This is a genomic window from Hyunsoonleella sp. 2307UL5-6 (assembly GCF_047345485.1).
GTDB lineage: Bacteria > Bacteroidota > Bacteroidia > Flavobacteriales > Flavobacteriaceae > Jejuia.
This window is the reverse complement of record NZ_JBLFEN010000005.1, coordinates 45,107-67,268: the sequence shown is the minus strand read 5'-3', so window position 1 is coordinate 67,268 and position 22,162 is coordinate 45,107. Positions and strand designations below refer to the sequence as shown.

Here is a 22,162-nt window from a genome sequence, read left to right as displayed (position 1 = left end):
TTTATTTATCAAATGTTTTTAATAACGCTGGTAAGTAGAAAATATCGGTAATTAAAGCAATCGCAACTGTTACGGCACATAAGGTACCAAAATCACTTACGGATGGTGTGGCGCTAGATGCAATAATTAAGAACCCTCCAACAAGAGCAATAGTGGTAGATAAAAGTGCACCACCTGTGTAGTGCATCGCATTATTCATACGCTGCTCTGGAGTGCCTTGTATACGTTTACTTTTTCGGTATTTATGTACTAAATGAATGGTGTCGTCCATAGCAATACCCAACATTATAGGCGTAATCATTGCTGTGGAAACATCCAAAGGAATATTTAATAAGCTCATAAAAATAGCTAAAATAGCTAGTGGTAATATATTCGGAATTAAAACTAAAACTGTTGTTCTTAAGCTTTTTATAAAAAACCATAAACACAGAAACGCGACGAAAAATGCTGCAAAAAAGGACTTAAACTGTGTTTCTAATATAAAGTTGTTTAATTGTGAAAATACCACTGCAAAACCATTTATTTTCAAATTAAAATCGTTCGTATCAAACGTCTCTTCAAAAGCAATTTTTATATCATTCAATACCTGCTCAAGTTCTGAAGTTCTCATTTCCATTAAGGTTAATGTAAAACTTGCAGAAGATAAATTTTCAGAAAATAATTTAAAAAAACTGTTTTCTGCCGCATCTACATCTGCCAATGTGTTTTTTAATTTTTCTTCAGAAATACTAGATTGAAACAAAACGGGTGTGCGTTTTTGTAAAAATGATTTGATGGTTACCACAGAAACAGGCGAAGAAATTAATGGGTTATCCTCTAACTTTTTATGGAAAATTTCCAGCTTTTTTAAGGCATCTTTAGTTAAGATAATAGCACCGTTATTGGTAGTAATATTAAGTTGTAATCTGTTGCTTCCTCCAAGTTCTACTTCTACAGTTCTTAGGTCGTCTTTTGCTTGTCCCTCTGCTAATAAATCACGAGAATTTGTATCTATATCTACTTGAAAAATAGAGTATATACCAAACACAAGTACTATTGTAAAAACGGTAATAATAGATGTTTTATAGTTTGATGTAAACCCATTGAGCCATGCTATAAATTTGGTTTGAGATATCCCTTTTAATTTAAAAATGGGTGTCGCTTTTTCAAAATTTAATTTCATAAAACTAAACCCAATAATGGTAATAACATACACTAAAATAAAGCTCATTACTAAACCTATACAGGTAAACACACCCATGTTTTTAAATGCAGGAAGTGGTGATATATACAGCGCAAAATAGCCAACAAATGTGGTTAATGTGGTATAAAAACAAGGCGTTAAACTTCTACGAATGGCGGTAGTAATCAAATCAACTTTCGATATCGAAGCGTTTAGTAAACCTTCTTTATGGTATATGTTTATAATATGTACTGCGTCACTAACGCTATATACCATAAGAATTGTTGGTATAAGCATAGAAATCATATTTAAAGCAAAACCCGACGAAGTGATTAAACCAAACAATAAACTTACAGGAATAGCCACCGAAAGTAAAGCGATAAACAAATAGCGCTTGTTAGGAAGCAAAAATAACAGTAAGATAGTAATAACCAAAACGGTTAATATGCCAAAGGTTAAACTCTCTTTGTAAATACCTTTACTGTAAGCCTCATTAAGCACAGGTGGTCCCGTAAGGTAATAATTGGAATACGATTTATCTATAATTGTTCTAATTTCTACAGCTATGTCCTGTCGCTTTTCCTCTATAGTTGGCGTAGGTTTCATTTGGATGTAGAAAAACTGGTGTTTATAATCTTTAGTAACTAATTGCGATGTGATGTTGGGTAATTTTGAAAAGAGACTCTTCAACCCTTTTTCACTGCGTTTTGGGTTATATAAATCATCAAAATTTATCTTATCATTTGCATAAATTGGGTATTTCGCTTTTGCTAAACTAAATGTAGTTTTTACGTAAGGTAAGGTTTCAATGTCCTTATGTAACTGTTGCAACCTATTAACATCAGCTTCTCCAATCGCATTTTCTACAGGAAGCATTGCAATAAAAATCTCATCTGAACCAAAATTTTCTTGAAAATCGATATAGGCTTTATAGCTAGGGTCGTCCTCTAAAAACCAAATAGATAGTGAGTTGTCTACGCTAAGTTTATTAAGGGTTTGGTGACCTGCAACTGCCACTAAAACCGCAAAAACTACAATGATTGCAATTCTAAACTTTATAGTAAACTGTACACTATTTCTTAATAGTTTCATAATTAACTTAAGGCGTAAGCTCCGTAATTTCCATGGTGGGTTAAACTTAAAGACCTTATTTTAGAATTGATATTAATACTTGGAACACCATATTTTGAGTTTGTAATTTTTAAATTTTCTTTAGAAATATTAAACGTCTCACCTGCTGTTTTCAAAAGTAATTTTCTAATTATTTCACTCTGATTTTTGACGCTTTTAGTTTCAAATTTGATAACTTTTGAAGTCATAGGTTTCATATCTTGTCGTGCTTCTGACATGATGTATTGAGACGTTATTTTTGTTGATACATAACACTGAAACTCTTGAAACTTTACAACACCAATATCACCGTGAATGAAACATTCAAACCTTTTTGGGTTATAAAATCGACTTGGATAGTGTTGGGTATATAATTTATAAGCCGCTTCCTTCATACTCCATAAGCGCCAAACTTTTAAAAAAGGGTTTGAAGCATTTTGAATCAAAACTTGTTCTTGTGTAGTAAACAATTTATCTAAAAACCGAGGACGTTGCCAATTAGAGGCGTTTTTCGCTTCATTAATATCAACAATGTCGTTGCCAACCATTACGCTTCTAGCTTTGTATTTACTATAGTCATAGCAGATTTTACATCCAACATTTTTTCCATATCCTCGTTTTCCAAACGGATGTCGAATTCATCTTCAATGTCAAGAATTATGTCCACTAAGTTCGCAGAATTTATTTTCAAGTCCTTTACAAAATCGGTCTCCTCAGATAAGTTTTCAAAAGCCTCTTCATCTTGAATATAAGGCTTAATTATAGTTTTTAATTTGGAAATTAATGCTTCGTTTTTCATAGTACATTTTTGTTATGCTAAGTTACAAAACGCTTGATTAAAAGACCTCACAGGTTTCGAAAACCTGTGAGGTCTAAAACGTCAAAAAAAAGTTATGCAACAAATTTTTTAAATACCACGCATGCATTTACATCTCCAAACCCAAAACTCGCTTTAATAATTGTATTAATCGCTGTTTCTATTTTTTGTTTTGGCATGCTTTCTTTGGTAATTAGTGCTTCAATGTCTGGATGAACATCATCACTATTTATATTAGGTGCTACAAACTGTTCTTTAAGTTGAATAACACTCGCCACACATTCAATGGCGCCTGCTGCTGCTAAACAATGGCCAATTAAGGATTTAGTAGCGTTTATATAAGGGAAATTTTTACCTTTTCTGTTTAGGGCTTTTGTCCAATTTTCAATTTCTAAGCCATCTTTAGATGTTGCAGTTAAATGTCCATTAATAACATCAATAGTATCTGGATGTACTGCGGCATTTTCTAAAGCTTTGGTAATACATCGTTTTACAGCCTCGGCATTTGGTGCTGTTAACGTACCGCCATGGCGTTGCCCGCCAGAATTAACGTCGCCACCTAAAACTTCAGCATATATTTTAGCGCCACGCGCTATGGCACTTTCTAAAGATTCTAAAACTAAAGCGCCAGCACCACTTCCTGGAACAAATCCACTAGCTGAGGCGCTCATTGGGCGAGAGCCTTGTTCTGGTGTATCATTGTGTTTGTAGGTCATTACGCGCATAGCATCAAAACCACCCCAAACATAAGGTCCATGATCACTACAGCTACCTACTAACATGCGTTTAGCTTTTCCATGTTGTATGCGCTCAAAACCCATAAGTACCGCTTCTGTTCCTGTACTACATGCCGAAGAATTGGTAGTCACTTGGTTGCCAAAACCCAACATGCCGCTTAAATACGCACTAACACCACTGGTCATGGTTTGTAGCACTACAGTGCTTCCTAATCGGCGTACCTTACCTTCATCTAGTTTGTAAATAGCTTCTCTAAATTTCTCCACACCAGAAGTTCCTGTCCCAAAAATGAGTCCGCTATCCACATCTAATGCACTTTCAGAATTTACGTTGAAACCAGCATCTTTCCAAGCGTCAATACCGGCAATACAACCATATAAAATCCCCGAACTATTAAAACCTCGTAATTGTAAATCAGTAAAGTACTTTGCTTTTAGCGCTTCTGAAATTTTAGGTACACCTCCAATTTGGCAAGAAAAATTTAAATCTTTTAGTTCTTGATGAAATGTAATGCCAGATTTTCCTGTTTTAAGTGCGTTGGTAAATTCGGTAACACCAACACCATTTGGTGCAACAACGCCTAATCCTGTTATAACTACTCTGTTTTTCATAGTATTTTAAGACTTCACAGGTTTTAAAAACCTGTGAGGTCTAGTTTTATTTTATTACTATCATTCCTGAAATTAAACCTCTTGCTACTAATTCGCCTTTTGCATTTAGCATTTTTACTTTACATTTTAGTTTATTAAAACGAAACACTTGCTTTTCTGAAATTACAGTGACTTTTTCTTCGGGTAAAACGGGCAAATAAAAATCCATTTGATGCGATGTTAATGCAATTTGAGGATTTGTGGTTTCTTTTAATTCATCTTTTAACAAATAAATACCCAAACATACCAAACCTATTTGAGCCATACATTCGGTCAATATTACACCAGGTGTTATTGGATTGTTTTTGAAGTGTCCTTCGTAAAATGATTCCTCTTTTTTGAAGGTGTAATATCCCGTTACACCTTGTTCTGATATTGCTTCAATACCATCCACAAACAAAAATGGTTTTTGATAGGGTAATAATGATATGATGTGTTGTTTATTCAATTATTTCCTTATACCTTTTAGTTTTAAAACTTTATCAAACAGATCCTCTTCTGTTTCTAAAAAAAACAAAGCACAACTTAAAAAATCGTTTTTAGCTTTTTTTAAAGCTTTTAAACTCTGTTTTTCTCCAAAAGGAAAAGCATAAAAATCTTTACACTTTTTCCCATTTATTTCACACAATCTATTGATAGATATATGATAACCATCAAATAAGCCAGTTTCTCTTTCTAATTCTCCGCCAATTGTAATTTCAAAAAAAGACCCATCCCTATGTTCATGTTGACTTAAAATTAATATGTGTTTTGAACCTTTCCGAAATACTATCTTTGAACTAGATTTAAAGCTTTCATAATTAATGATTTTGAAACTATATCTTTGAAATAAAGGATTAAAAACTTGGATAGCTTGATTCATAAAAATTTTTTGAAAATCAGCATCACTTCGCTTTTTAAAATTAAAAAAAATCATTTTATCCTAATTAATTTTTAATCATAAAATATCTAGCTCAAATGCTCTCCACCATCCACAGGAATAATAGTTCCTGTAATCCAAGAGGCTTCATTTTTACTTAATAAATACACCGCATTAGCTACATCTTCTGGTAGCGTTAAACGCTTGTTTGGGTTTCTAATTAAACTATGTTTTATAATGTTTTCACTTCCTGGAATCATCCGTAAGGATTGTGTATCTGTAACACCTGCTTGTATGCAGTTGGCTTTTATACCATGTGGTGCAAATTCAAGTGCTATATTTCTGGTAATGGCTTCCAACGTAACTTTTGCTGCCGACACCGCCGCATAATTTTTCCATGCTTTAGTATTACCTTCGCTCGTAAAACTTATAATTCGTGCATCTTCTGCAAATAAATTTGCTTCAAAAACAGCTGTAGTCCAATCGTATAAACTAATGCCCATAGCTGCAATAGTTAACGCAAAATCGTCATGTTTTAAAACTGGTGATTCATCAGAAATCATAGGTTTTAAATTTCCTTTGGCAACACTATGCACAAGTGTTTTAATCTTCCCATGAATACCAAGTTCAGTTTTTAAAGCCTCAATAATCAGAGTTCGTTTTTCTGGTTTAAAAGCATCAATATTAAAAGCTTTAAAACTTATTTCTTGATTTTTAATACTGTCAAATGTTGCATTTATTTCGTCTTCTTGCATTCTGGAATTTCTGTGTACAATACAAATATGCAACCCGTGTTTCGCTAGTTTTTTTGCTGTAGCTAAACCTAGGCCACTACTTCCACCTAGAATTAATGCCCATTGGTTTTTATCTTTGAATTCTTTCATGCTTCTTTTCTAAAATACTTTTTTGTTTCTGAGACCTCACAGGTTTTAAAAACCTGTGAGGTCTTTCACAATATGATATACTAAAACAAGTTCAGCATAATACTCACACATTTTTACTACCACTCTAATAACACACGTTGCGCCGAAAACCCAGGTCCAAAACTTAACATAATACCTTTATCGCCTTTGGGTAAATTTCTATCCATAAAACGTTCTAAAACGTATAATACTGTGGCGCTACTCATATTACCATATAATCGTAACACCTCCTTTGTGTCGTCTATATTTTTACCTAAATCTCCAAATAAATCCTCCACGGTTTGCACAATTTTTTTTCCACCTGGGTGAAATACTAAATGGTCAATATCTTCAATAGTTAAATGGTTTTGCTCTAAAAACGGATGAATAATATTAGGGAAATGGTCTGCTATGGTTTGCGGCACCGTTTGGTCCAACACCATTTGTAAGCCCGTATTGCGCAGTTTAAAACCCATCATGTGATTCGCATCATAAAAATGATACATGGCTTCATCTTTAATTTCGGGACCAATTTCATTCTTATAAGAGGATAAAATAACACTCGCACAACCATCACCAAAAATGGCAGCACTCACTATATTCACCATAGAATAATCTTCTAATTGAAAGGTTGCCGTTGGCGATTCTACCGCCACTACTATAGCGCGTTTATTCGGGTTTGCTTTTAAAAAATTCTTTGCATAAATAACACCAGATACGCCTGCAGCACAACCCATTTCGGTTACTGGAAGTCTTACAATATCCTGTTTCATCTTTAAACTATTAATAAGATATGCATCTAAAGACGGAATCATAATTCCAGTACAACTTACTGTAATAATATAATCAATATCAGTAGGTTTCAGTTGGGCTTTATTTAATGCTTTTGTAACGCTTTTTTCTGCAAGTTTGATACTTTCACGCGTATAAATATCATTTTTTTCTTCAAAAGAAGTGTTTAAGAAAACCTCTTCAGGACTCATGATAGAGTAGCGCTTATCAACAGCTGCGTTTTCAAAAATTTTTAGCACTTTGCGTTTAAAGCGCTCCTCTTGACCGTCAAGCCAAAGCTCTACAAAAGGCAGAATATCTTTAGTTTCTCGTGTATATTGGGGCAATTGTTTTGCCACCGCCGTTATTTTTACTGCCATTTATGTGTGTATTAACCATTGGTAACGGAATGCCCATTTCCAACGGATTTTTGATTTAAAATTTAAGGTTTGAGATAGCTGTTCTAAATCAGTTCGTTTAAAAGCTCTGAGAATAGAGGTTAACCCATCTTGTACAATCATATCATTAGTAATCACTAAGCTTAACAATTTAAAAAGACCGTAAGCGATCTTGCTTCGGTGTAAGTCGTTCACAACAATCCCTAATTTCGCTTTGCGTGCTATATTTTTTAAAAGATTTATAATGTCTTCATTTTTAAAATGATGTAAAAACAAGGTGGTGAGTGCTATGTCGTAATCTATATTTTGAAATGCTGTTGAAAAAATATCGAGATTTTGAAAGCTGATTTCAGGATAATCTACCGATAATTCATTAGCATAATCAATCGCATCTTGATTGGCATCTATACCAATTAGTTTGAACTGAAATCCACTTTTACGACCATAATCAGCAACCAACCTAAGGATATCACCATGGCCGCAACCTAGATCTATAATAGTGTATATTTTGTCTTTTGAGTAGGGTTTTAATAGTTGTGCAATACCATCTAAAGTTACCCGATTACCACCAAGCCATTTGTTTATACTGCCTAGTTTATCCAGAGTATCGCGTAGTAGTTCACCTTTCATGGAAAAATCGTCCATAATTTCAGCTTTGTTACTTCTATGTGTGGTATTTATAAACAAATTATTTAGTTTTATAGACCTCACAGGTTTTTAAAACCTGTGAGGTCTTTTTAGTCTGCTACCATAGGTTTTCCATGAGTCATTTTGATAATTATTGGCACTAGAAACGGAAATACCGCAAGCATTACCAATAATTTTGGCGCTAACCAATTTTGCCTAAATAAATAGGCAATAGTATGTCCTGCTTTTAGTCTTAAACTAAAGGTTTTTTTCCAAGCTTTTGTATAACGCTGCTCTAAAATAGCTCGTGTTTCAATTTTTCCTTGAAGATACTCAATTATTAGCTTTGATGCCAAATGTGCGCTCCGAATTGCCATACCCATACCATTGCCGCATAACGGATGTATCATGCCCGCGGTATCACCACACATTATCATATGTTGTTCTACAGGTTGTTTGGTTTCAAATGAAATTTGACTAATAGTTATCGGTTTCTCAAACTCTGGTGTCGTGTTGTTAAAAATTGCTTGTAGTGCTTTATTTTTAAAAAGTATTTCTTTTTGAAACACATCAATATCTTTAAATTTTTTAAATGCTGAAAAGTCTGTGATATAACACAAATTAATGTGATTATTCTCAACTTTAGACACCCCACAATAGCCACCTTTAAAATTATGTAATGCTACTTTATCTTCTGGAAAATCCCCTGAAACATGAATTTTTACGCCTAAATAAGGCGACTTCTTTTTTATAAATGGCCTTTGTAATTGTACATCTAAATTTGAGCGTTTTCCGAAAGCACCAATCACAATTTTAGATTGAAATATTGCGTTTGTTGTTGTCTCAACTTGAAATCTATTACTATTAAAAACTACATTAGTTACAGTATCTTGAAGTATCTCAACACCGTTTTGTACCGCCAATTGATACAACCGAAAATCCATGGCATAACGGCTCATCCCAAAACCACCGAGCGGTAATTTTGCTGTTATACGTTTATTATTGTGTGTGGTAAGTTCGAATTTAGAAATGCGTTTTGCGCCAAATTTAAAAGGATCAAAACCCAAATAATTAAGATATGGTACTACTTCGTTTGAGATATATTCTCCGCAAACTTTATGTTTAGGGTAGTTGTTTTTCTCAATAAGTAATACCTTGTATTTTGCTTTTGCTAAATGTATAGCACTTGTTAATCCTGCTAAACCGCCGCCAATTACAACAATGTCTGTTTTAGTTATCCCCATTAATTTTTTCAATGTGAACTACACTAATTTTTACGGTATTACTCATCACAAAACTGCGTCCGCCAACTCCAAAATCTCTTCGGTTAATCTCAAATTCTGAGGTTACTTTTCGTGAGGATTCAGAATATTCAACCGTTAATGGAATAGTTATGCGTTTGGTTTTATCTTTAATTGTTACATCAACTGTTGCAGTGTATCTATTTGAGGATGTTTGTTTTAGAGTGATAGTTTGTAAACTTATTAAAGGATAAGTTTTAGCATTAAAATATTCTTCCTCTAACAAATGTTCATCGCGACTTTCAATTCCAGTTATGATGGATTTTACTGTTACATTACCGCTTATATCTATTAATTTATTTGCTGTATCAAATTTTGAAGAAACATTAAATGCATTAAAATATCCATCTACACTTATCCCTACGTTTTTAATCACAAAATCGATACTAGATGTTTGTTGCGCCATAACAAATGGCATACAACATACCATAATGACAAGAAAAATGTAGTACTTCATGTTTTTGTGGTTTAAGTTACACAAAAAGTATCAAGTAATTCTACTTTTTTATTCAATTTCTAGAATTGTGAAGTTTTGCGACCTAAAGGTAATAGTGTCGCCTATGCGTTTAGACAAAAGGAGTTTGCCGATAGGTGTTGCTGCCGAAATTCCATAAAACGATTGATTATTTGCTTTAATTTCTCCAACACTAACGGAGATAAAATAGTTGGATACAGAGGTTTTTACAACACTTCCCAGTGCTACATTTTGATGCGATTGTTCTGGGTTTACTTTTTGTAAAATTTTTATTTGAGTTTGTAATTCAGCTAATTGTTGTCCTGCCTTTTCGCGTTCTAGTTGTAACATAGCACGACCCGTTTCATGCTTATCGCCAGCACTACTTTTAGTTTCAGACAATAATGAATGTTGAATATCTGCAATGGTGTGCTGTATGGTTTTTAAACGTTGGTTTAAAATAGCTTCGCATTGTTGGTATAACTCTTGTTTTACAGACATCTACTTTTTTAGGATTGTTACATCATTAATTAATGCTGATTATTCTTTAAAATATATAGCTAAATAACTGATTTATTTTGAGATTAGGTGTAACTATATATTTTTGTGTGATTTTAGTGAAAGTATAGTTATTACTTGACTTTGTCAGAAAAAAAATATAACTTCGTTTAACTTCAGATATAAGTCATTGAAACGGACGTATATCCGATAAACCGTTGTGTGTAATTTGAGGAATGAGACAAACGATAACCAAAAGTGATAAAAATTTAAGGATTCTGAACAAGTTAATTGTGAACGGATTCTATAATGGATATATCGGAACTGAAAAGTTTGAATTAATGCGGAATCGATTCCCGAACAATCACAGACTAATCGGAATTGTGAATGACACAGGTAATTATGATTTGAAATTTGACTTTAAGTCACCAATGAACATTTTAGCGAAAGTTTTACTCGGACTCGGAATTCTGATTTCAATAATTTCCCTGATTAAAGGAAATTGGATTTTGCCGATTGTGTTTGTTGTTTTCGGACTGATTATGTTTGCGGATTTTAAACTAAAAGAGAAAAAAGAAATAAATATTTTCACGGATAAACTATTGGAATTCCACAAAACGGAATTTGACTAAAATAAAAAACTACACACAACACAGTGTATAAAAAATTGCTGTTTTGTGCTTAATCAATGTTAGTTGCTTTGTTTGCTAGCTTCTGATTTTCCTTCGGAAAATCCTCGCACTCAAACACGCAACTTTCCATATACATAAACGTTAAACGAAACTCTCCAAAAATAAAGTCACTTAGATTTCAAACCGATAATCTAGCAGATAATTGTGTTAGGGATTGCAGCGGCATCTTTTTTGCGAAGCTTTAAATATCAGAATTTTATGTTTAAGGATAATTGTTAATGACTTACTGAGATCCCGAAACAAGTTCGAGACTGCTTCGTAAAAAGATATAGCGGAAAGCCCGACCCTTGGGTAACCTGCCTGCTATACCGCAGGTAGGCAGGCGCCAAAAAAAACTCCGAAAAAAATTTCCGGAGTTTATAATTTATGCGTTTTATGCTTTTGGCATTTCGAAATCTTCCATAAATTTGGTGGTATAATTTCCAGCAATATAATCTGGATGATCCATTAATGCTCTATGGAACGGTATGGTTGTTTTTATACCTTCGATAACGAACTCATCTAAAGCGCGTTTCATCTTATTTATAGCTTCTTCTCTTGTTTGCGCTGTGGTTATTAACTTTGCAATCATAGAGTCGTAATTTGGTGGTATGGTATAACCTGCGTATACGTGGGTATCTAAACGTACACCATGGCCACCTGGAGCATGTAATGTGGTGATTTTTCCTGGTGATGGTCTAAACCCATTATAAGGGTCTTCAGCATTGATACGACATTCTATAGAGTGTAATTTTGGATCGTAATTTTTACCTGAAATTGGTACACCTGCTGCTACTAGAATTTGTTCTCTAATTAAATCGAAATCAATAACTTGTTCTGTAATTGGGTGCTCTACTTGGATACGTGTATTCATCTCCATGAAGTAGAAATTACGGTGTTTATCTACCAAAAATTCTACGGTGCCTGCACCTTCGTATTTTATAAATTCTGCAGCTTTAACTGCTGCTTTTCCCATTTTTTTGCGCAACTGAGGCGTCATGAATGGCGATGGCACCTCTTCGGTTAATTTTTGATGACGACGTTGCACTGAGCAATCTCTTTCTGATAAATGACATGCTTTACCGTTAGAATCGCCAACTACTTGTATTTCAATATGTCTTGGCTCTTCTATGAGTTTTTCCATATACATATCGTCGTTACCAAAGGCTGCTTTACTTTCTTGTCTGGCAGAATCCCAAGCATCTTTTAAGTCTTCTTCTTTAAAAACACCTCGCATACCTTTTCCGCCACCACCAGCACTGGCTTTAAGCATTACTGGGTAGCCAGCTTTTTTAGCTAATTTTTCACATTCTTCAAAGGTTTCAATGATACCTTCGCTTCCTGGTACACATGGTACACCGGCAGCTTTCATGGTAGCCTTAGCATTTGCTTTATCTCCCATGCGCTCAATCATTTCAGCTGAAGCACCAATAAATTTTATGCCATGTTCTTCACAAATTTCTGAAAATTTAGCATTTTCTGATAGGAAACCATATCCTGGGTGAATAGCATCGGCATTAGTAATTTCTGCTGCAGATATCACGTTAGACATTTTTAAATAAGATTCGCTACTTGGTGCTGGACCAATACATACCGCTTCATCAGCAAACTTAACGTGTAGACTATCTGCATCAGCAGTAGAATATACCGCTACCGTTTTAATGCCCATTTCTTTACAGGTTCTAATAACGCGTAGCGCGATCTCTCCTCTATTGGCAATCAATATTTTTTTAAACATAAACTCTTAAAATTTTCAAAATTCAAAAGAACAAAACCAAAAAAATATTTGGAGTTAGAAATTTGAAGATTGTGATTTTACATTAAGACGGATCTACTAAAAATAATGGTTGATCGAACTCTACTGGAGATGCATCATCAACTAAAACTTTAACTATTTTTCCAGAAACTTCAGACTCTATTTCATTGAAAAGCTTCATAGCTTCAATGACACATAGTACATCGCCTTCGGCAATGGTTTGTCCTACCTCAACAAACAATGGTTTGTCTGGTGATGGCTTTCTGTAAAATGTTCCTATAATAGGTGATTTAATTGTAATGTATTTTGAAGTATCATCTGCTGCTGCAGGAGTTTCTGCTTTAGCAGGTTCTGCCGCGGCAGGTGTTTCTGCAACTGGAGCTACAGGTGCTTGTGCCATTTGTGGAGCAGCAATCGGTGCATATTGTACAGCTGGTGCATCGTTATCTGATCCTGTTCTGATGGTGATTTTTACATCATCCATTTCTAATTTAACCTCGCTTGCTCCAGATTTAGCAACAAACTTGATTAAGTTTTGAATCTCTTTTAAATCCATAAATTCAGCTATTGGTTTTAATGGTTAGTTTTTATTAGAATTATAGGCCCATTTTAAATAAATGGCACCCCAATTAAAGCCACCACCAAAGGCAGCAAATATAATGTTATCGCCTTTTTTAAGTTGCGATTCGTAATCGTTTATAAGTAACGGTAAAGTAGCTGATGTTGTATTTCCATATTTATGAATATTTATCATCACTTTACTTTCGTCTAAATCTATGCGTTGCGCAGTAGCATCAATAATACGTTTATTAGCTTGATGTGCTGCTAACCAATCTACAGAGTCTTTATCAAGGTTATTTCTTTCTAAAACTTTAGCAGCTGCATCTGCCATATTAAATACGGCATTTTTAAATACGGTTCTACCTTCTTGAAATGCGTAATGCCCACCTTTATCTAAAACTTCAGGTGTTAAGGCAAATGAAGAACCACCATACGTAGCTTGTAAAAAATCACGACCAGTACCATCGCTTCTTAAATATTCGTCTTTAAGACCTAAATCTTCAGTAGTAGGCTCGAACAAAACAGCACCAGCACCATCTCCAAAAATAATGCATGTGGCTCTATCTTTATAGTTGATGATAGACGACATTTTATCTGCTCCTATTAATAGTACATTTTTATAACGGCCAGATTCTATATAAGTTGATGCTACAGACATGCCATATAAAAAGCTAGAACATGCAGCATCCATATCAAAAGAAAATGCATTTGTTGCACCAATCTCAGAAGCTGTATAAGATGCTGTAGAAGCGGCTTTCATATCTGGTGTTGCGGTAGCTACAATTACAAGTTCTATATCCTTTGGGTCTAGTCCGTTTTTTTCAATAAGATTTTGTGCAGCTTTTATAGCAAGGTACGATGTGCCTTTACCGTCTTCTTTGAGAATGCGACGTTCTTTTATGCCAGTACGTGATGTAATCCATTCATCATTAGTATCAACCATAGTTTCAAGAATTTGATTGGTTAATACGTATTCTGGAACATAAGCTCCCACTGCGGTGATTGCTGCTGAGATTTTACTCATACTTTTTTAACAAATTTGAACGAAAAACGCTCTTATTGAATCAATAATTGACCAATTTTGGTGAAAAATAGGGAATTTTGAACAAATACAGAGCAAATTAAGGCTTTTTTGCAATTTATAAATGCATATCACAAAAAAAACGCCCACAAGGGAGCGTTTTGTTATATGCATGCATAATACTTATGCTAAGTTTTCAGCTTCTTCAGAGTTGTCTACAAGCACCTGACCTCTGTAGTATAATTTTCCTTCATGCCAATGTGCTCTGTGGTATAAATGCGCTTCTCCTGTAGTAGGGCATGTAGCAATCTGTGGCGCAGTTGCTTTGTAATGTGTTCTTCTTTTATCTCTTCTTGTTTTAGAGATTTTTCTTTTAGGATGTGCCATTTTTTATATTATTTATCCGTTAATAATTTCTTTAATGTATTCCAACGCGGATCTATATCCTTGTCTGTTTTTTCTTTTTTTTCTTTAGGACTTAATTCTTCAAGTTTTTCAAGTATTTCAGAATTTAATGTGCCATCTTCAACGCCTGGATGAATACGTTTAGCAGGAATTGCAAGCACAATAAGCTCGTAAATATATTGCTGGATATTAACTTCATACTCTCCATGTGGTAGGATGAGAATATCTATATTTTCGTCGTTATATTCTTGTCCAAATTTTACCACTAAATCAAAACTATTTTCGAGGTTTTGATTGTAAGGCTCATTTGTTACATCGCAATTAATGTTTACGTGTCCAGTAATTTCAAAATGTAATTCAAGTAATGTTGCTTTTTTATTCAAAAGAACATCAACTTTGATAGCTACATTATTAAAATCTTCATACTCAAAATAATCAAAGAACGTTTGGTCTATCTTATACTCAAAATTGTGATTTCCAACCTTTAACCCCACGAATGAGATAGCATATTCTTTCATTGGCTTCATGATCACATCTATTTTGAGCCTGCAAATATATAAATTTTTTAGCTTAGGGCAACAGTGATAATATTATTTTTTCACTCCTACTTTTCTAGGTTGTTTTTTTAAAGGGTTTGCTGTAAGTTCTTCAAAATCAATTCGGTTTCTATAAATTTGAATTCCCGTAAATAAGGCTTCTTTAAAGGATCCTGCATCTGCTACTCCTTTTCCTGCTATTTCAAAAGCTGTACCATGGTCTGGAGATGTTCTAACTCGTGTTAATCCTGCTGTAAAATTAACGCCTTGACCAAAGGATAATGTTTTAAATGGAATTAAACCTTGGTCATGATATGTGGCAATTATCGCATCAAAATTTTTATAATTATTAGATCCAAAAAAACTATCTGCAGCATATGGGCCATAAACTAACTTGCCGGCTTCTTTTATTTTTTTTAAAGTTGGTCGCATTATAGCATCATCTTCGCTACCAATAACTCCGTTATCTCCTGTGTGTGGATTGATCCCTAAAACGGCAATTTTAGGCTTTATAATTTTAAAATCCTTTTTTAGAGTATTGTATACGGTATTTATTTTTTCTGTAATAAGCGCTTCTGTTATATGTTGTGTTACTTCTTTAACAGGAACATGATCTGTTAAAAGCCCAACTTTTAAAGTATCTGTTACCATAAACATTAAACTATTACCACCCAACTCTTTTGCTAAATAATCTGTATGCCCAGGAAATGTAAATGCCTCAGACTGTATATTGTGTTTATTAATTGGCGCTGTCACCAAAACATCAATTTGTTCTTGTTTTAGAGCGCTTGTAGCAGCTTCTAAAGATTTTAAAGCATATTCGCCTATTTTAGTGTCTTCTTTACCAAAGGTAATAGTTACAGGCTCTTTCCAACAATTAAGCACATTTACTTTACCTTCTTTTATACTTTTTATATCGTGAATGCTATTAAAGTCTATAGATGATTTAAAGTGATTTTTAAAAAAACTCATCACCTTAATTGATGCAAAAATTACTGGCGTACACAATTCTAAAATTCTAGAATCTTCAAAGGTTTTTAAAATAATTTCTCCGCTTATACCATTTAAATCTCCAACTGATATTCCTACTACAATTTTTTCTTGATGCTTCATCAATAGTCTAACTTTTGTTTGTAATTTTATTGTACTGACAGTAAATTTTTTCATTTAAGAATAGCATACTTCACCATTCACTTTTTTAACGAATATTATTTATTTCATTTCATATTTTAAAAATATAAAAATGAAAAAATTTCATGTACTTTTGGTTGTGCAAATTTAACCAAATAAACACATAATACTATGTTTACGGGAATTATTGAGTCTCTTGCGACTGTAACGCATTTAGAAAAAGAACAAGATAATCTTCATATATCTATAAAAAGCAATATTACAAGCGAATTAAAAATAGACCAAAGTGTTGCGCATAATGGGGTTTGTTTAACCGTGGTAAAGATAAATGGTGATGAGTATACTGTTACGGCGATTAACGAAACCTTGGCTAAAACGAGTTTAAACACACTACAGGTTGGAGATGAAGTAAATATAGAACGCGCCATGAAGTTAGGCGATAGACTAGATGGACATATTGTACAGGGGCATGTGGACCAAACGGCTATATGTACAGATATTAAAAATGCTGAAGGCAGTTGGTATTTTTCTTTTGAATATGATGCTAGTTTAAACAACCTAACTATAGAGAAAGGTTCTATTACTGTAAATGGTACAAGTTTAACAGTAATTAATTCTGGAAAAAATACTTTTAGTGTAGCAATAATACCTTATACATATGAAAATACTAACTTTAAAAACTTTAAAAAAGGAACAAAAGTTAATTTAGAGTTTGATGTTTTAGGTAAGTATGTTGCTAAATTGATGCAAAAGGATTAAAAACTCTATAAAGGATTTATTTTTTCATCAATTTTTTTCCACCATAAAATACTGCAACTAAAAGGCCAATAAAAATACCACCATCTATGGGTAAACCTACTGGAGGCGGAGGTTGTGGAGGCGGAGGTATATTTCCACCACCTTGGGCAATACACACAAAACTTATTAATATGAATAAGATTGAGGCTAATGTTCTTTTATTTTGTATCATCATTGGGACGCAAATGTATAAAAAAAAGGGAGTTAGCAAAAGAATTAACAGAAAAAACATCTATAAAGCGACATAAAACATCGACAAAATGCATATTTGTTTTATAAATCCTTTACTTTTTAACGTCATGAGAGTTCAAAAAGTATAGTAATGTACTAAAATTAATCCCTTAAAAATACATATTATATTTACAAATATATAAAACATTTAAAGATTTGTGTGTAGCCTTTTGTTAGTTATTAACAAATGTTAAGTTAATAACTACTAAACAGTAAAATATAGTAGTTACAGTTTGGGAACTGTAATTTTGTCGTTAATCCAGCAACCTATAGTGATAATTTTACCAGAACACGCACATTTAAAAATATCTTGTTTTGATGGTGCTAAAGCCATATATCTAGATACATATTTACTCACTTCTTCTTTTATAGACGGATTAATTTTTAACGCTTTTCTTGCTTCTTTAGCAGCTAACCAATATACTGCTCTTTTATTAAAATTACTCTCGCCACAATTTTTAGCACTAGCTGCATACATAGATGCTATAGCTATATGTGGTTTACCGTTTGAAGGATTATGTTGTAACGATTTTTTAAAATATTGGCGTGCCTTAGAGTAGTTGTTTAATGTTTTAAGTATTAAACCAATACTGTAAGCTCTTTTAGATTTTTTAAAGCTGTCCGTTTCTAAATCATATGATGCTTTTAAATATTTTTCTGCTTCTTTAAGTTTTTCTTTTTTTATTAATATGGTGGCTACAAAATATTTGGTATCTGCTGAGGGTGCCACTGCGTCGTAAGCTTTTACAAGTTTTTCGTATAACGGTGCTTCTGTACACTTTTTTTGATACATTCTATTTACAGCACGCTTTAACCAAACAGCATCTTCTTTATAGTTATCAAACTCCTTATGGTATAGTGGAATTAAATTTTTACAATCTGCAATTACACCTAGTTTAGCATCAATATTTTTAGAAATAAGCGTGTAGTTTTTTAAGTAGTTTTGATATACACTTTTAAGTTTTAATTCTTTTTTAGATAATACAATACCAGAATCTTCTCTAGTACTTAAAGTATTTAACTTTTCAGAATAATTTTTTACTTCTTCTTCTATTTTTTCAACAATAATATCATAATTAGTAAATACCTTTTTTATTGTTTTTTTTCCATCATTATATAAATCTACAGTTAACGAAAAATAAGTGTATAAACTTTTAGGATTAGTAAATGTATCATTATCAGTTTTATAGGCTGTATTAAAACATTTAAATAATTCAGTATTCTTTTTTTGAAGTAGCTTTTTTTGATCAAACATTAATTGACAACCTTTGGATCCATATAATCCTCTTGGTGTTTTGCTAGGAAAATATTCAATGCGTTTTTGCCATAAGTTTAGCAATGTATTTATAAACTCTTTCTGTTCAGAATCTTTAGATGTTTTTATTTTATGCTTTAGTATTTTTTCGCCATCACTATAAACTGCAATACTTAATTTAGGGCAATTTTTTGTTACATAATACCAAGATTCGTAGGCTGCATCATAATTTTTTGATTTTACCAACTCATGAAAAATAGATAACTTAGTATTACACGAACTTATATGTTCTTGACTAAAAGAGAAACTAGCAGTAAAATATAAAATGTATATTGATATAAATTGAAAAACTTTCATAGTTATTTAGTTTTAAGAATTAACGTTTAGCTGTTTTTAAAAACCACAAAATATATGCCAGAAAAAACAGTAATCAATTGCTTTTCAATTATATAACACAAAGTGCGATATGTAGTATTATTATATTGTATTATAATTTGTTCCAAATACTTGTAACATTTTAATCTAATACTATACATATAAATGTATTTTGGTGAGTTTAATTTACTAAAATCAAATCAGAAAACACTGATGAGAATTAGAGCAAAATTCCTTATTATTGTTTATGATTATTTCCTTATTACAAAACTCAAAATCTAAAACACATAGTTATTGAATTCAGTTATTGACATTGCATTTTCGTCTGTAAATATTATACTTAGTCTTTTAGTTATTTTACTAATTCTATATTGGATATTTAATATGATATCTGGTATTGATTTTGATTTGGATATAGATGTAGATATTGATGCCGATGTGGATGTAAACGCCACAATAGACAGCAGTACCAACTTACCAGACCTTGCAAATGCTGAAATTAATAAAGAAGATGTAGTTAAAAACCCCAACAAAAAATTAGAATGGTGGCAAATGGTGCTCATCTATTTTAATTTTGTGGGCTTACCATTTATGTTCACGTTTACCTGTTGGATTTTTATTTGGTGGTTGTGTACCGTTATTTCAACAAGTATCACAATGTCTTATAATACTAATTTTGGTTACACATTACTTTTAGCAGGTATTCTGCCGTCTTTAATTTTAACTAAAATTTTTACAACACCATTTAAAGGATTTTTTAAAAACTTGAATCCAGATGGGGATTTGCCAACAGATTTAGCGGGTATGGAAGGCATAATGCTTTCAAAAATTTCAGAACAAAAAATGGGGTCTGCAGAGGTAGTCGCAAATGGTAATCCCATGTCTATTTATGCAAAATCATTTGATGGTCAGCTTATAAATTACAAACAACATATACTAGTTATTAAAAAATCTGACGACGGAAATTTTTATTGGGTACTCCCTTATGAAGATGTGGAGGAAGATGCATTTAATATGAATAACGTCGAATTTTAAAATTTAATCTAAAACCAAAACCAAATTAACAATGGAAAACATTTCACAGTTTATCGGAATAGGTATCGGGCTTATTCTATTCTTAATTATCGTTTATTTTGCAATTATTGCACTGTTTTACAAAAAAGTACCACAAGGGGAAGCTTTAGTTAGAACAGGTTTTAAAGGCACTAAGGTTGCTACAGACAAAGGTTTGTACGTCGTTCCCGTATTTCATAGAGTTGAAATAATGGATATTTCAGTAAAGAAAATTCAAATAGAACGTATTGCAGATAATGGTTTGTTGTGTAAAGATAATATGAGAGCTGATATTAAAGTAGCCTTTTTTGTAAGAGTTAATAATGAAGTAGATTTTATTAAAAAAGTAGCACAAACTGTGGGTTGTGAGAGAGCTTCTGATATTTCAACATTAGAGGAGCTTTTTGAGGCTAAGTTTTCAGAAGCTTTAAAAACTGTAGGTAAAAAATTCAACTTTGTAGAATTATATGAAGCACGTAGAGAGTTTCGTGATGAAATTGTAGACATTATAGGTACTGACCTTAATGGCTATACTTTAGAAGATTGTGCCATAGATTATTTAGAGCAAACCTCAGTACAGTTTTTAAAATCTGATAATATTTTGGATGCCGAGGGTATCAAAAAAATTACAGAGCTTACAGCTGCACAAAATATGAAAGCTAACCTTATTAAGCGTGACGAAGAAAAAGTAATACGCAAGCAAGATGTAGAGGCGCGAGAAGCAATTTTAGAGCTAGATAAACAACTCGCTGAAAAAGAAGAGCAACAAAAGCGTGAAATTGCAAATATAAAAGCACGTGAGGAAGCAGAAACCCTAAAAGTGGCAGAAGAGGAACGTTTAAAATCTGAAAGTGCTAGAATTTCTACACAGGAAAAGGTAAAAGTAGCCGAAGAAAACATGGAACGCCAAATTATAGTGGCAGCCAAAAATAAGCAACGTACAGATGCTGTTGAGACAGAGCGTGTTGAAAAAGACAGAATGTTGGAGGCTACCGAAAGAGAACGCATTGTTACACTTGCTCAAATTGAAAAAGAGAAAGTTGTTGAGGTTGAAAAGAAAAACATTCAAGATGTTATCCGCGATCGTGTAATGCTAGAAAAAGGTGTGGTTGAGGAGCAGGAAAACATGAAAGATATTGAGGCTTTTAAAACTGCTGATAGAGAAAAGCAAGTAAAAATAACTATAGCTGAAGCTAACGCGCAAGAAAGTTTAATTAAAACCATTAAAGCTGCAGAGGCGGAAAAAGAAGCATCTAAACAAAAAGCAGAAGAAATAAATATTGAAGCAGAAGCTAAGAAACAAGCTAGCCAAAAAGAAGCAGAAGCAAGAAAAACCCTAGCGGAAGCAAAAGCTAAAGAAGAGGCAACCATAGGAATGTCTGAAGCGCAAGTAATGCATGCAAAAGCTGATGCTAATGAACGCCAAGGTTTGGTTGAAGCTAATATTATTGAAGAAAAAGCAAAAGCAGAAGCAGCTGGTATTTTAGCAAAAGCAGGTGCTGTTAAAGAAGAGGGTATTGCAGCGGCAGAAGTGATTAAAGAAAAAGCTTTAGCAGAAGCTGTTGGTATTGAAGAAAAAGCCGAAGCTATGAAAAAACTGGACGGTGTTGGTAAAGAACACGAAGAGTTTAAACTACGCTTAGATAAAGAACTTCAAGTTGATTTAGCTGAAATTAATATACAGAAAGAAATTGCAGATGCACAAGCTAATGTAATTGGTGAAGCTTTAAAAGCTGCTAATATTGATATTGTTGGTGGAGAAACTATGTTCTTCGATCAAATTGTCGGTCAAATTACAAAGTCTAAAGGTGTAGATAGATTAATTAATCATTCTGATAATATTACTGAGGTTAAAGATGCTATTTTAGGAAGTGATGATGTAAAGGGTAATCTTTTAGAAAAAGTTAAAGAGTTTGCTACTAAATACGGCATTTCTTCTGAAGATATTAAAAACCTAACCATTGCTAATTTGTTAATAGATTTAAAATCTAAAACAACAGATTCTAGTGAAGCTAGCTTATTTGAAAACCTATCAAATTTGGCTAAAGGTTTAGGTTTATCTAATAAAAAGTTAGGATAGTT

At 33.0% G+C, this 22,162-nt stretch carries 24 protein-coding genes; 4 read left to right on the top strand and 20 right to left on the bottom strand.

What is annotated here, in order from left to right; genetic code table 11:
• Position 1: 1 nt before the first annotated feature.
• The 12 genes from ACKGJY_RS10350 to ACKGJY_RS10295 all read right to left on the bottom strand — a co-directional run bounded on the left by ACKGJY_RS10350 (position 2) and on the right by ACKGJY_RS10295 (position 10,290).
• Positions 2–2,254, bottom strand: coding sequence for an efflux RND transporter permease subunit (locus ACKGJY_RS10350; protein ID WP_413973816.1), 2,253 nt, complete (start codon positions 2,252–2,254; stop codon positions 2–4).
• 2 nt (positions 2,255–2,256) lie between these two features.
• The gene (locus ACKGJY_RS10345) at positions 2,257–2,820 is read right to left on the bottom strand and encodes a 4'-phosphopantetheinyl transferase superfamily protein (protein ID WP_413973815.1); all 564 of its coding nucleotides are present in this window, start codon (positions 2,818–2,820) and stop codon (positions 2,257–2,259) included.
• Positions 2,820–3,071 carry an acyl carrier protein gene (locus ACKGJY_RS10340; RefSeq protein WP_413973814.1) on the bottom strand — a complete coding sequence of 84 codons (252 nt, stop codon included), beginning with the start codon at positions 3,069–3,071 and terminating at the stop codon, positions 2,820–2,822. Before ACKGJY_RS10340 ends, ACKGJY_RS10345 begins: the two co-directional genes overlap by 1 nt.
• A gap of 92 nt (positions 3,072–3,163) precedes the next feature.
• Complete coding sequence (locus tag ACKGJY_RS10335; protein WP_413973813.1) at positions 3,164–4,438, bottom strand: beta-ketoacyl-[acyl-carrier-protein] synthase family protein; 1,275 nt, start codon at positions 4,436–4,438, stop codon at positions 3,164–3,166.
• A 46-nt stretch (positions 4,439–4,484) separates the two neighbouring features.
• Positions 4,485–4,925: a 3-hydroxyacyl-ACP dehydratase FabZ family protein gene (locus ACKGJY_RS10330; protein WP_413973812.1), complete on the bottom strand. Its 441-nt coding sequence runs from the start codon at positions 4,923–4,925 to the stop codon at positions 4,485–4,487.
• Entirely contained in the window at positions 4,926–5,393 is a 468-nt protein-coding gene (locus ACKGJY_RS10325; protein ID WP_413973811.1) for a hypothetical protein, read from the bottom strand.
• A gap of 32 nt (positions 5,394–5,425) precedes the next feature.
• Positions 5,426–6,220 carry an SDR family oxidoreductase gene (locus tag ACKGJY_RS10320; protein ID WP_413973810.1) on the bottom strand — a complete coding sequence of 265 codons (795 nt, stop codon included), beginning with the start codon at positions 6,218–6,220 and terminating at the stop codon, positions 5,426–5,428.
• A 116-nt stretch (positions 6,221–6,336) separates the two neighbouring features.
• On the bottom strand, positions 6,337–7,389 hold the full coding sequence (locus ACKGJY_RS10315; RefSeq protein ID WP_413973809.1) for a type III polyketide synthase: 1,053 nt from the start codon (positions 7,387–7,389) through the stop codon (positions 6,337–6,339).
• Positions 7,390–8,094 (bottom strand): methyltransferase domain-containing protein, encoded by a 705-nt coding sequence (locus ACKGJY_RS10310; RefSeq protein ID WP_413973808.1) that lies wholly within the window; start codon positions 8,092–8,094, stop codon positions 7,390–7,392.
• A 50-nt stretch (positions 8,095–8,144) separates the two neighbouring features.
• Complete coding sequence (locus tag ACKGJY_RS10305) at positions 8,145–9,278, bottom strand: NAD(P)/FAD-dependent oxidoreductase (RefSeq protein WP_413973807.1); 1,134 nt, start codon at positions 9,276–9,278, stop codon at positions 8,145–8,147.
• Entirely contained in the window at positions 9,265–9,792 is a 528-nt protein-coding gene (locus tag ACKGJY_RS10300) for a YceI family protein (protein ID WP_413973806.1), read from the bottom strand. The genes ACKGJY_RS10305 and ACKGJY_RS10300 overlap by 14 nt, the downstream gene beginning before the upstream one ends.
• A 48-nt stretch (positions 9,793–9,840) precedes the next feature.
• On the bottom strand, positions 9,841–10,290 hold the full coding sequence (locus ACKGJY_RS10295; RefSeq protein ID WP_413973805.1) for a 3-oxoacyl-ACP synthase: 450 nt from the start codon (positions 10,288–10,290) through the stop codon (positions 9,841–9,843).
• A 233-nt stretch (positions 10,291–10,523) separates the two neighbouring features.
• Here ACKGJY_RS10295 and ACKGJY_RS10290 point away from each other — a divergent pair, with 233 nt between their 5' ends.
• On the top strand, positions 10,524–10,919 hold the full coding sequence (locus tag ACKGJY_RS10290) for a hypothetical protein (protein ID WP_411768938.1): 396 nt from the start codon (positions 10,524–10,526) through the stop codon (positions 10,917–10,919).
• 433 nt (positions 10,920–11,352) lie between these two features.
• Here ACKGJY_RS10290 and accC read toward each other — a convergent pair whose 3' ends face one another.
• The 6 genes from accC to pdxA form a co-directional block, all read right to left on the bottom strand.
• Positions 11,353–12,696 (bottom strand): acetyl-CoA carboxylase biotin carboxylase subunit, encoded by a 1,344-nt coding sequence (gene accC, locus ACKGJY_RS10285; protein WP_413973804.1) that lies wholly within the window; start codon positions 12,694–12,696, stop codon positions 11,353–11,355.
• 82 nt (positions 12,697–12,778) lie between these two features.
• Positions 12,779–13,270, bottom strand: a complete 492-nt coding sequence (gene accB, locus ACKGJY_RS10280; RefSeq protein ID WP_413973803.1) for an acetyl-CoA carboxylase biotin carboxyl carrier protein — start codon at positions 13,268–13,270, stop codon at positions 12,779–12,781.
• A 24-nt stretch (positions 13,271–13,294) separates the two neighbouring features.
• Positions 13,295–14,299 (bottom strand): beta-ketoacyl-ACP synthase III, encoded by a 1,005-nt coding sequence (locus ACKGJY_RS10275; RefSeq protein ID WP_413973802.1) that lies wholly within the window; start codon positions 14,297–14,299, stop codon positions 13,295–13,297.
• 180 nt (positions 14,300–14,479) lie between these two features.
• Positions 14,480–14,683 carry a 50S ribosomal protein L32 gene (gene rpmF / locus ACKGJY_RS10270; RefSeq protein ID WP_413973801.1) on the bottom strand — a complete coding sequence of 68 codons (204 nt, stop codon included), beginning with the start codon at positions 14,681–14,683 and terminating at the stop codon, positions 14,480–14,482.
• Between the two features lie 8 nt (positions 14,684–14,691).
• The gene (locus ACKGJY_RS10265; RefSeq protein WP_413973800.1) at positions 14,692–15,228 is read right to left on the bottom strand and encodes a YceD family protein; all 537 of its coding nucleotides are present in this window, start codon (positions 15,226–15,228) and stop codon (positions 14,692–14,694) included.
• Positions 15,229–15,291: 63 nt separating this feature from the next.
• Positions 15,292–16,350 carry a 4-hydroxythreonine-4-phosphate dehydrogenase PdxA gene (pdxA, locus tag ACKGJY_RS10260; protein ID WP_413973799.1) on the bottom strand — a complete coding sequence of 353 codons (1,059 nt, stop codon included), beginning with the start codon at positions 16,348–16,350 and terminating at the stop codon, positions 15,292–15,294.
• A gap of 189 nt (positions 16,351–16,539) precedes the next feature.
• Here pdxA and ACKGJY_RS10255 point away from each other — a divergent pair, with 189 nt between their 5' ends.
• The gene (locus ACKGJY_RS10255; RefSeq protein ID WP_413973798.1) at positions 16,540–17,127 is read left to right on the top strand and encodes a riboflavin synthase; all 588 of its coding nucleotides are present in this window, start codon (positions 16,540–16,542) and stop codon (positions 17,125–17,127) included.
• Positions 17,128–17,143: 16 nt separating this feature from the next.
• Here ACKGJY_RS10255 and ACKGJY_RS10250 read toward each other — a convergent pair whose 3' ends face one another.
• Together ACKGJY_RS10250 and ACKGJY_RS10245 are read right to left on the bottom strand one after the other, a co-directional pair.
• Positions 17,144–17,341, bottom strand: a complete 198-nt coding sequence (locus ACKGJY_RS10250; protein ID WP_413973797.1) for a PID-CTERM protein-sorting domain-containing protein — start codon at positions 17,339–17,341, stop codon at positions 17,144–17,146.
• 282 nt (positions 17,342–17,623) lie between these two features.
• On the bottom strand, positions 17,624–19,009 hold the full coding sequence (locus ACKGJY_RS10245; RefSeq protein WP_413973796.1) for a tetratricopeptide repeat protein: 1,386 nt from the start codon (positions 19,007–19,009) through the stop codon (positions 17,624–17,626).
• Between the two features lie 312 nt (positions 19,010–19,321).
• On the opposite strand from ACKGJY_RS10245, the gene ACKGJY_RS10240 reads away from it, so the two are divergent.
• Together ACKGJY_RS10240 and ACKGJY_RS10235 are read left to right on the top strand one after the other, a co-directional pair.
• Positions 19,322–20,062, top strand: a complete 741-nt coding sequence (locus ACKGJY_RS10240; protein WP_413973795.1) for a hypothetical protein — start codon at positions 19,322–19,324, stop codon at positions 20,060–20,062.
• A gap of 31 nt (positions 20,063–20,093) precedes the next feature.
• Positions 20,094–22,160, top strand: coding sequence for a flotillin family protein (locus tag ACKGJY_RS10235; RefSeq protein WP_413973794.1), 2,067 nt, complete (start codon positions 20,094–20,096; stop codon positions 22,158–22,160).
• Positions 22,161–22,162 lie beyond the last annotated feature (2 nt).

What these genes read in the sequence shown, in the direction of transcription:
- ACKGJY_RS10325 (WP_413973811.1), bottom strand. Translation starts at nt 5,393, where the DNA reads ATGATTTTTTTTAATTTTAAAAAGCGAAGTGATGCTGATTTTCAAAAA.
- ACKGJY_RS10265 (WP_413973800.1), bottom strand. Translation starts at nt 15,228, where the DNA reads ATGAAGCCAATGAAAGAATATGCTATCTCATTCGTGGGGTTAAAGGTT.
- ACKGJY_RS10315 (WP_413973809.1), bottom strand. Translation starts at nt 7,389, where the DNA reads ATGGCAGTAAAAATAACGGCGGTGGCAAAACAATTGCCCCAATATACA.
- ACKGJY_RS10250 (WP_413973797.1), bottom strand. Translation starts at nt 17,341, where the DNA reads ATGATGATACAAAATAAAAGAACATTAGCCTCAATCTTATTCATATTA.
- rpmF (WP_413973801.1), bottom strand. Translation starts at nt 14,683, where the DNA reads ATGGCACATCCTAAAAGAAAAATCTCTAAAACAAGAAGAGATAAAAGA.
- accC (WP_413973804.1), bottom strand. Translation starts at nt 12,696, where the DNA reads ATGTTTAAAAAAATATTGATTGCCAATAGAGGAGAGATCGCGCTACGC.
- ACKGJY_RS10335 (WP_413973813.1), bottom strand. Translation starts at nt 4,438, where the DNA reads ATGAAAAACAGAGTAGTTATAACAGGATTAGGCGTTGTTGCACCAAAT.
- ACKGJY_RS10295 (WP_413973805.1), bottom strand. Translation starts at nt 10,290, where the DNA reads ATGTCTGTAAAACAAGAGTTATACCAACAATGCGAAGCTATTTTAAAC.
- ACKGJY_RS10275 (WP_413973802.1), bottom strand. Translation starts at nt 14,299, where the DNA reads ATGAGTAAAATCTCAGCAGCAATCACCGCAGTGGGAGCTTATGTTCCA.
- pdxA (WP_413973799.1), bottom strand. Translation starts at nt 16,350, where the DNA reads ATGAAGCATCAAGAAAAAATTGTAGTAGGAATATCAGTTGGAGATTTA.
- ACKGJY_RS10245 (WP_413973796.1), bottom strand. Translation starts at nt 19,009, where the DNA reads ATGAAAGTTTTTCAATTTATATCAATATACATTTTATATTTTACTGCT.
- ACKGJY_RS10320 (WP_413973810.1), bottom strand. Translation starts at nt 6,220, where the DNA reads ATGAAAGAATTCAAAGATAAAAACCAATGGGCATTAATTCTAGGTGGA.
- ACKGJY_RS10300 (WP_413973806.1), bottom strand. Translation starts at nt 9,792, where the DNA reads ATGAAGTACTACATTTTTCTTGTCATTATGGTATGTTGTATGCCATTT.
- ACKGJY_RS10235 (WP_413973794.1), top strand. Translation starts at nt 20,094, where the DNA reads ATGGAAAACATTTCACAGTTTATCGGAATAGGTATCGGGCTTATTCTA.
- ACKGJY_RS10345 (WP_413973815.1), bottom strand. Translation starts at nt 2,820, where the DNA reads ATGGTTGGCAACGACATTGTTGATATTAATGAAGCGAAAAACGCCTCT.
- ACKGJY_RS10340 (WP_413973814.1), bottom strand. Translation starts at nt 3,071, where the DNA reads ATGAAAAACGAAGCATTAATTTCCAAATTAAAAACTATAATTAAGCCT.
- ACKGJY_RS10350 (WP_413973816.1), bottom strand. Translation starts at nt 2,254, where the DNA reads ATGAAACTATTAAGAAATAGTGTACAGTTTACTATAAAGTTTAGAATT.
- ACKGJY_RS10290 (WP_411768938.1), top strand. Translation starts at nt 10,524, where the DNA reads ATGAGACAAACGATAACCAAAAGTGATAAAAATTTAAGGATTCTGAAC.
- accB (WP_413973803.1), bottom strand. Translation starts at nt 13,270, where the DNA reads ATGGATTTAAAAGAGATTCAAAACTTAATCAAGTTTGTTGCTAAATCT.
- ACKGJY_RS10255 (WP_413973798.1), top strand. Translation starts at nt 16,540, where the DNA reads ATGTTTACGGGAATTATTGAGTCTCTTGCGACTGTAACGCATTTAGAA.
- ACKGJY_RS10305 (WP_413973807.1), bottom strand. Translation starts at nt 9,278, where the DNA reads ATGGGGATAACTAAAACAGACATTGTTGTAATTGGCGGCGGTTTAGCA.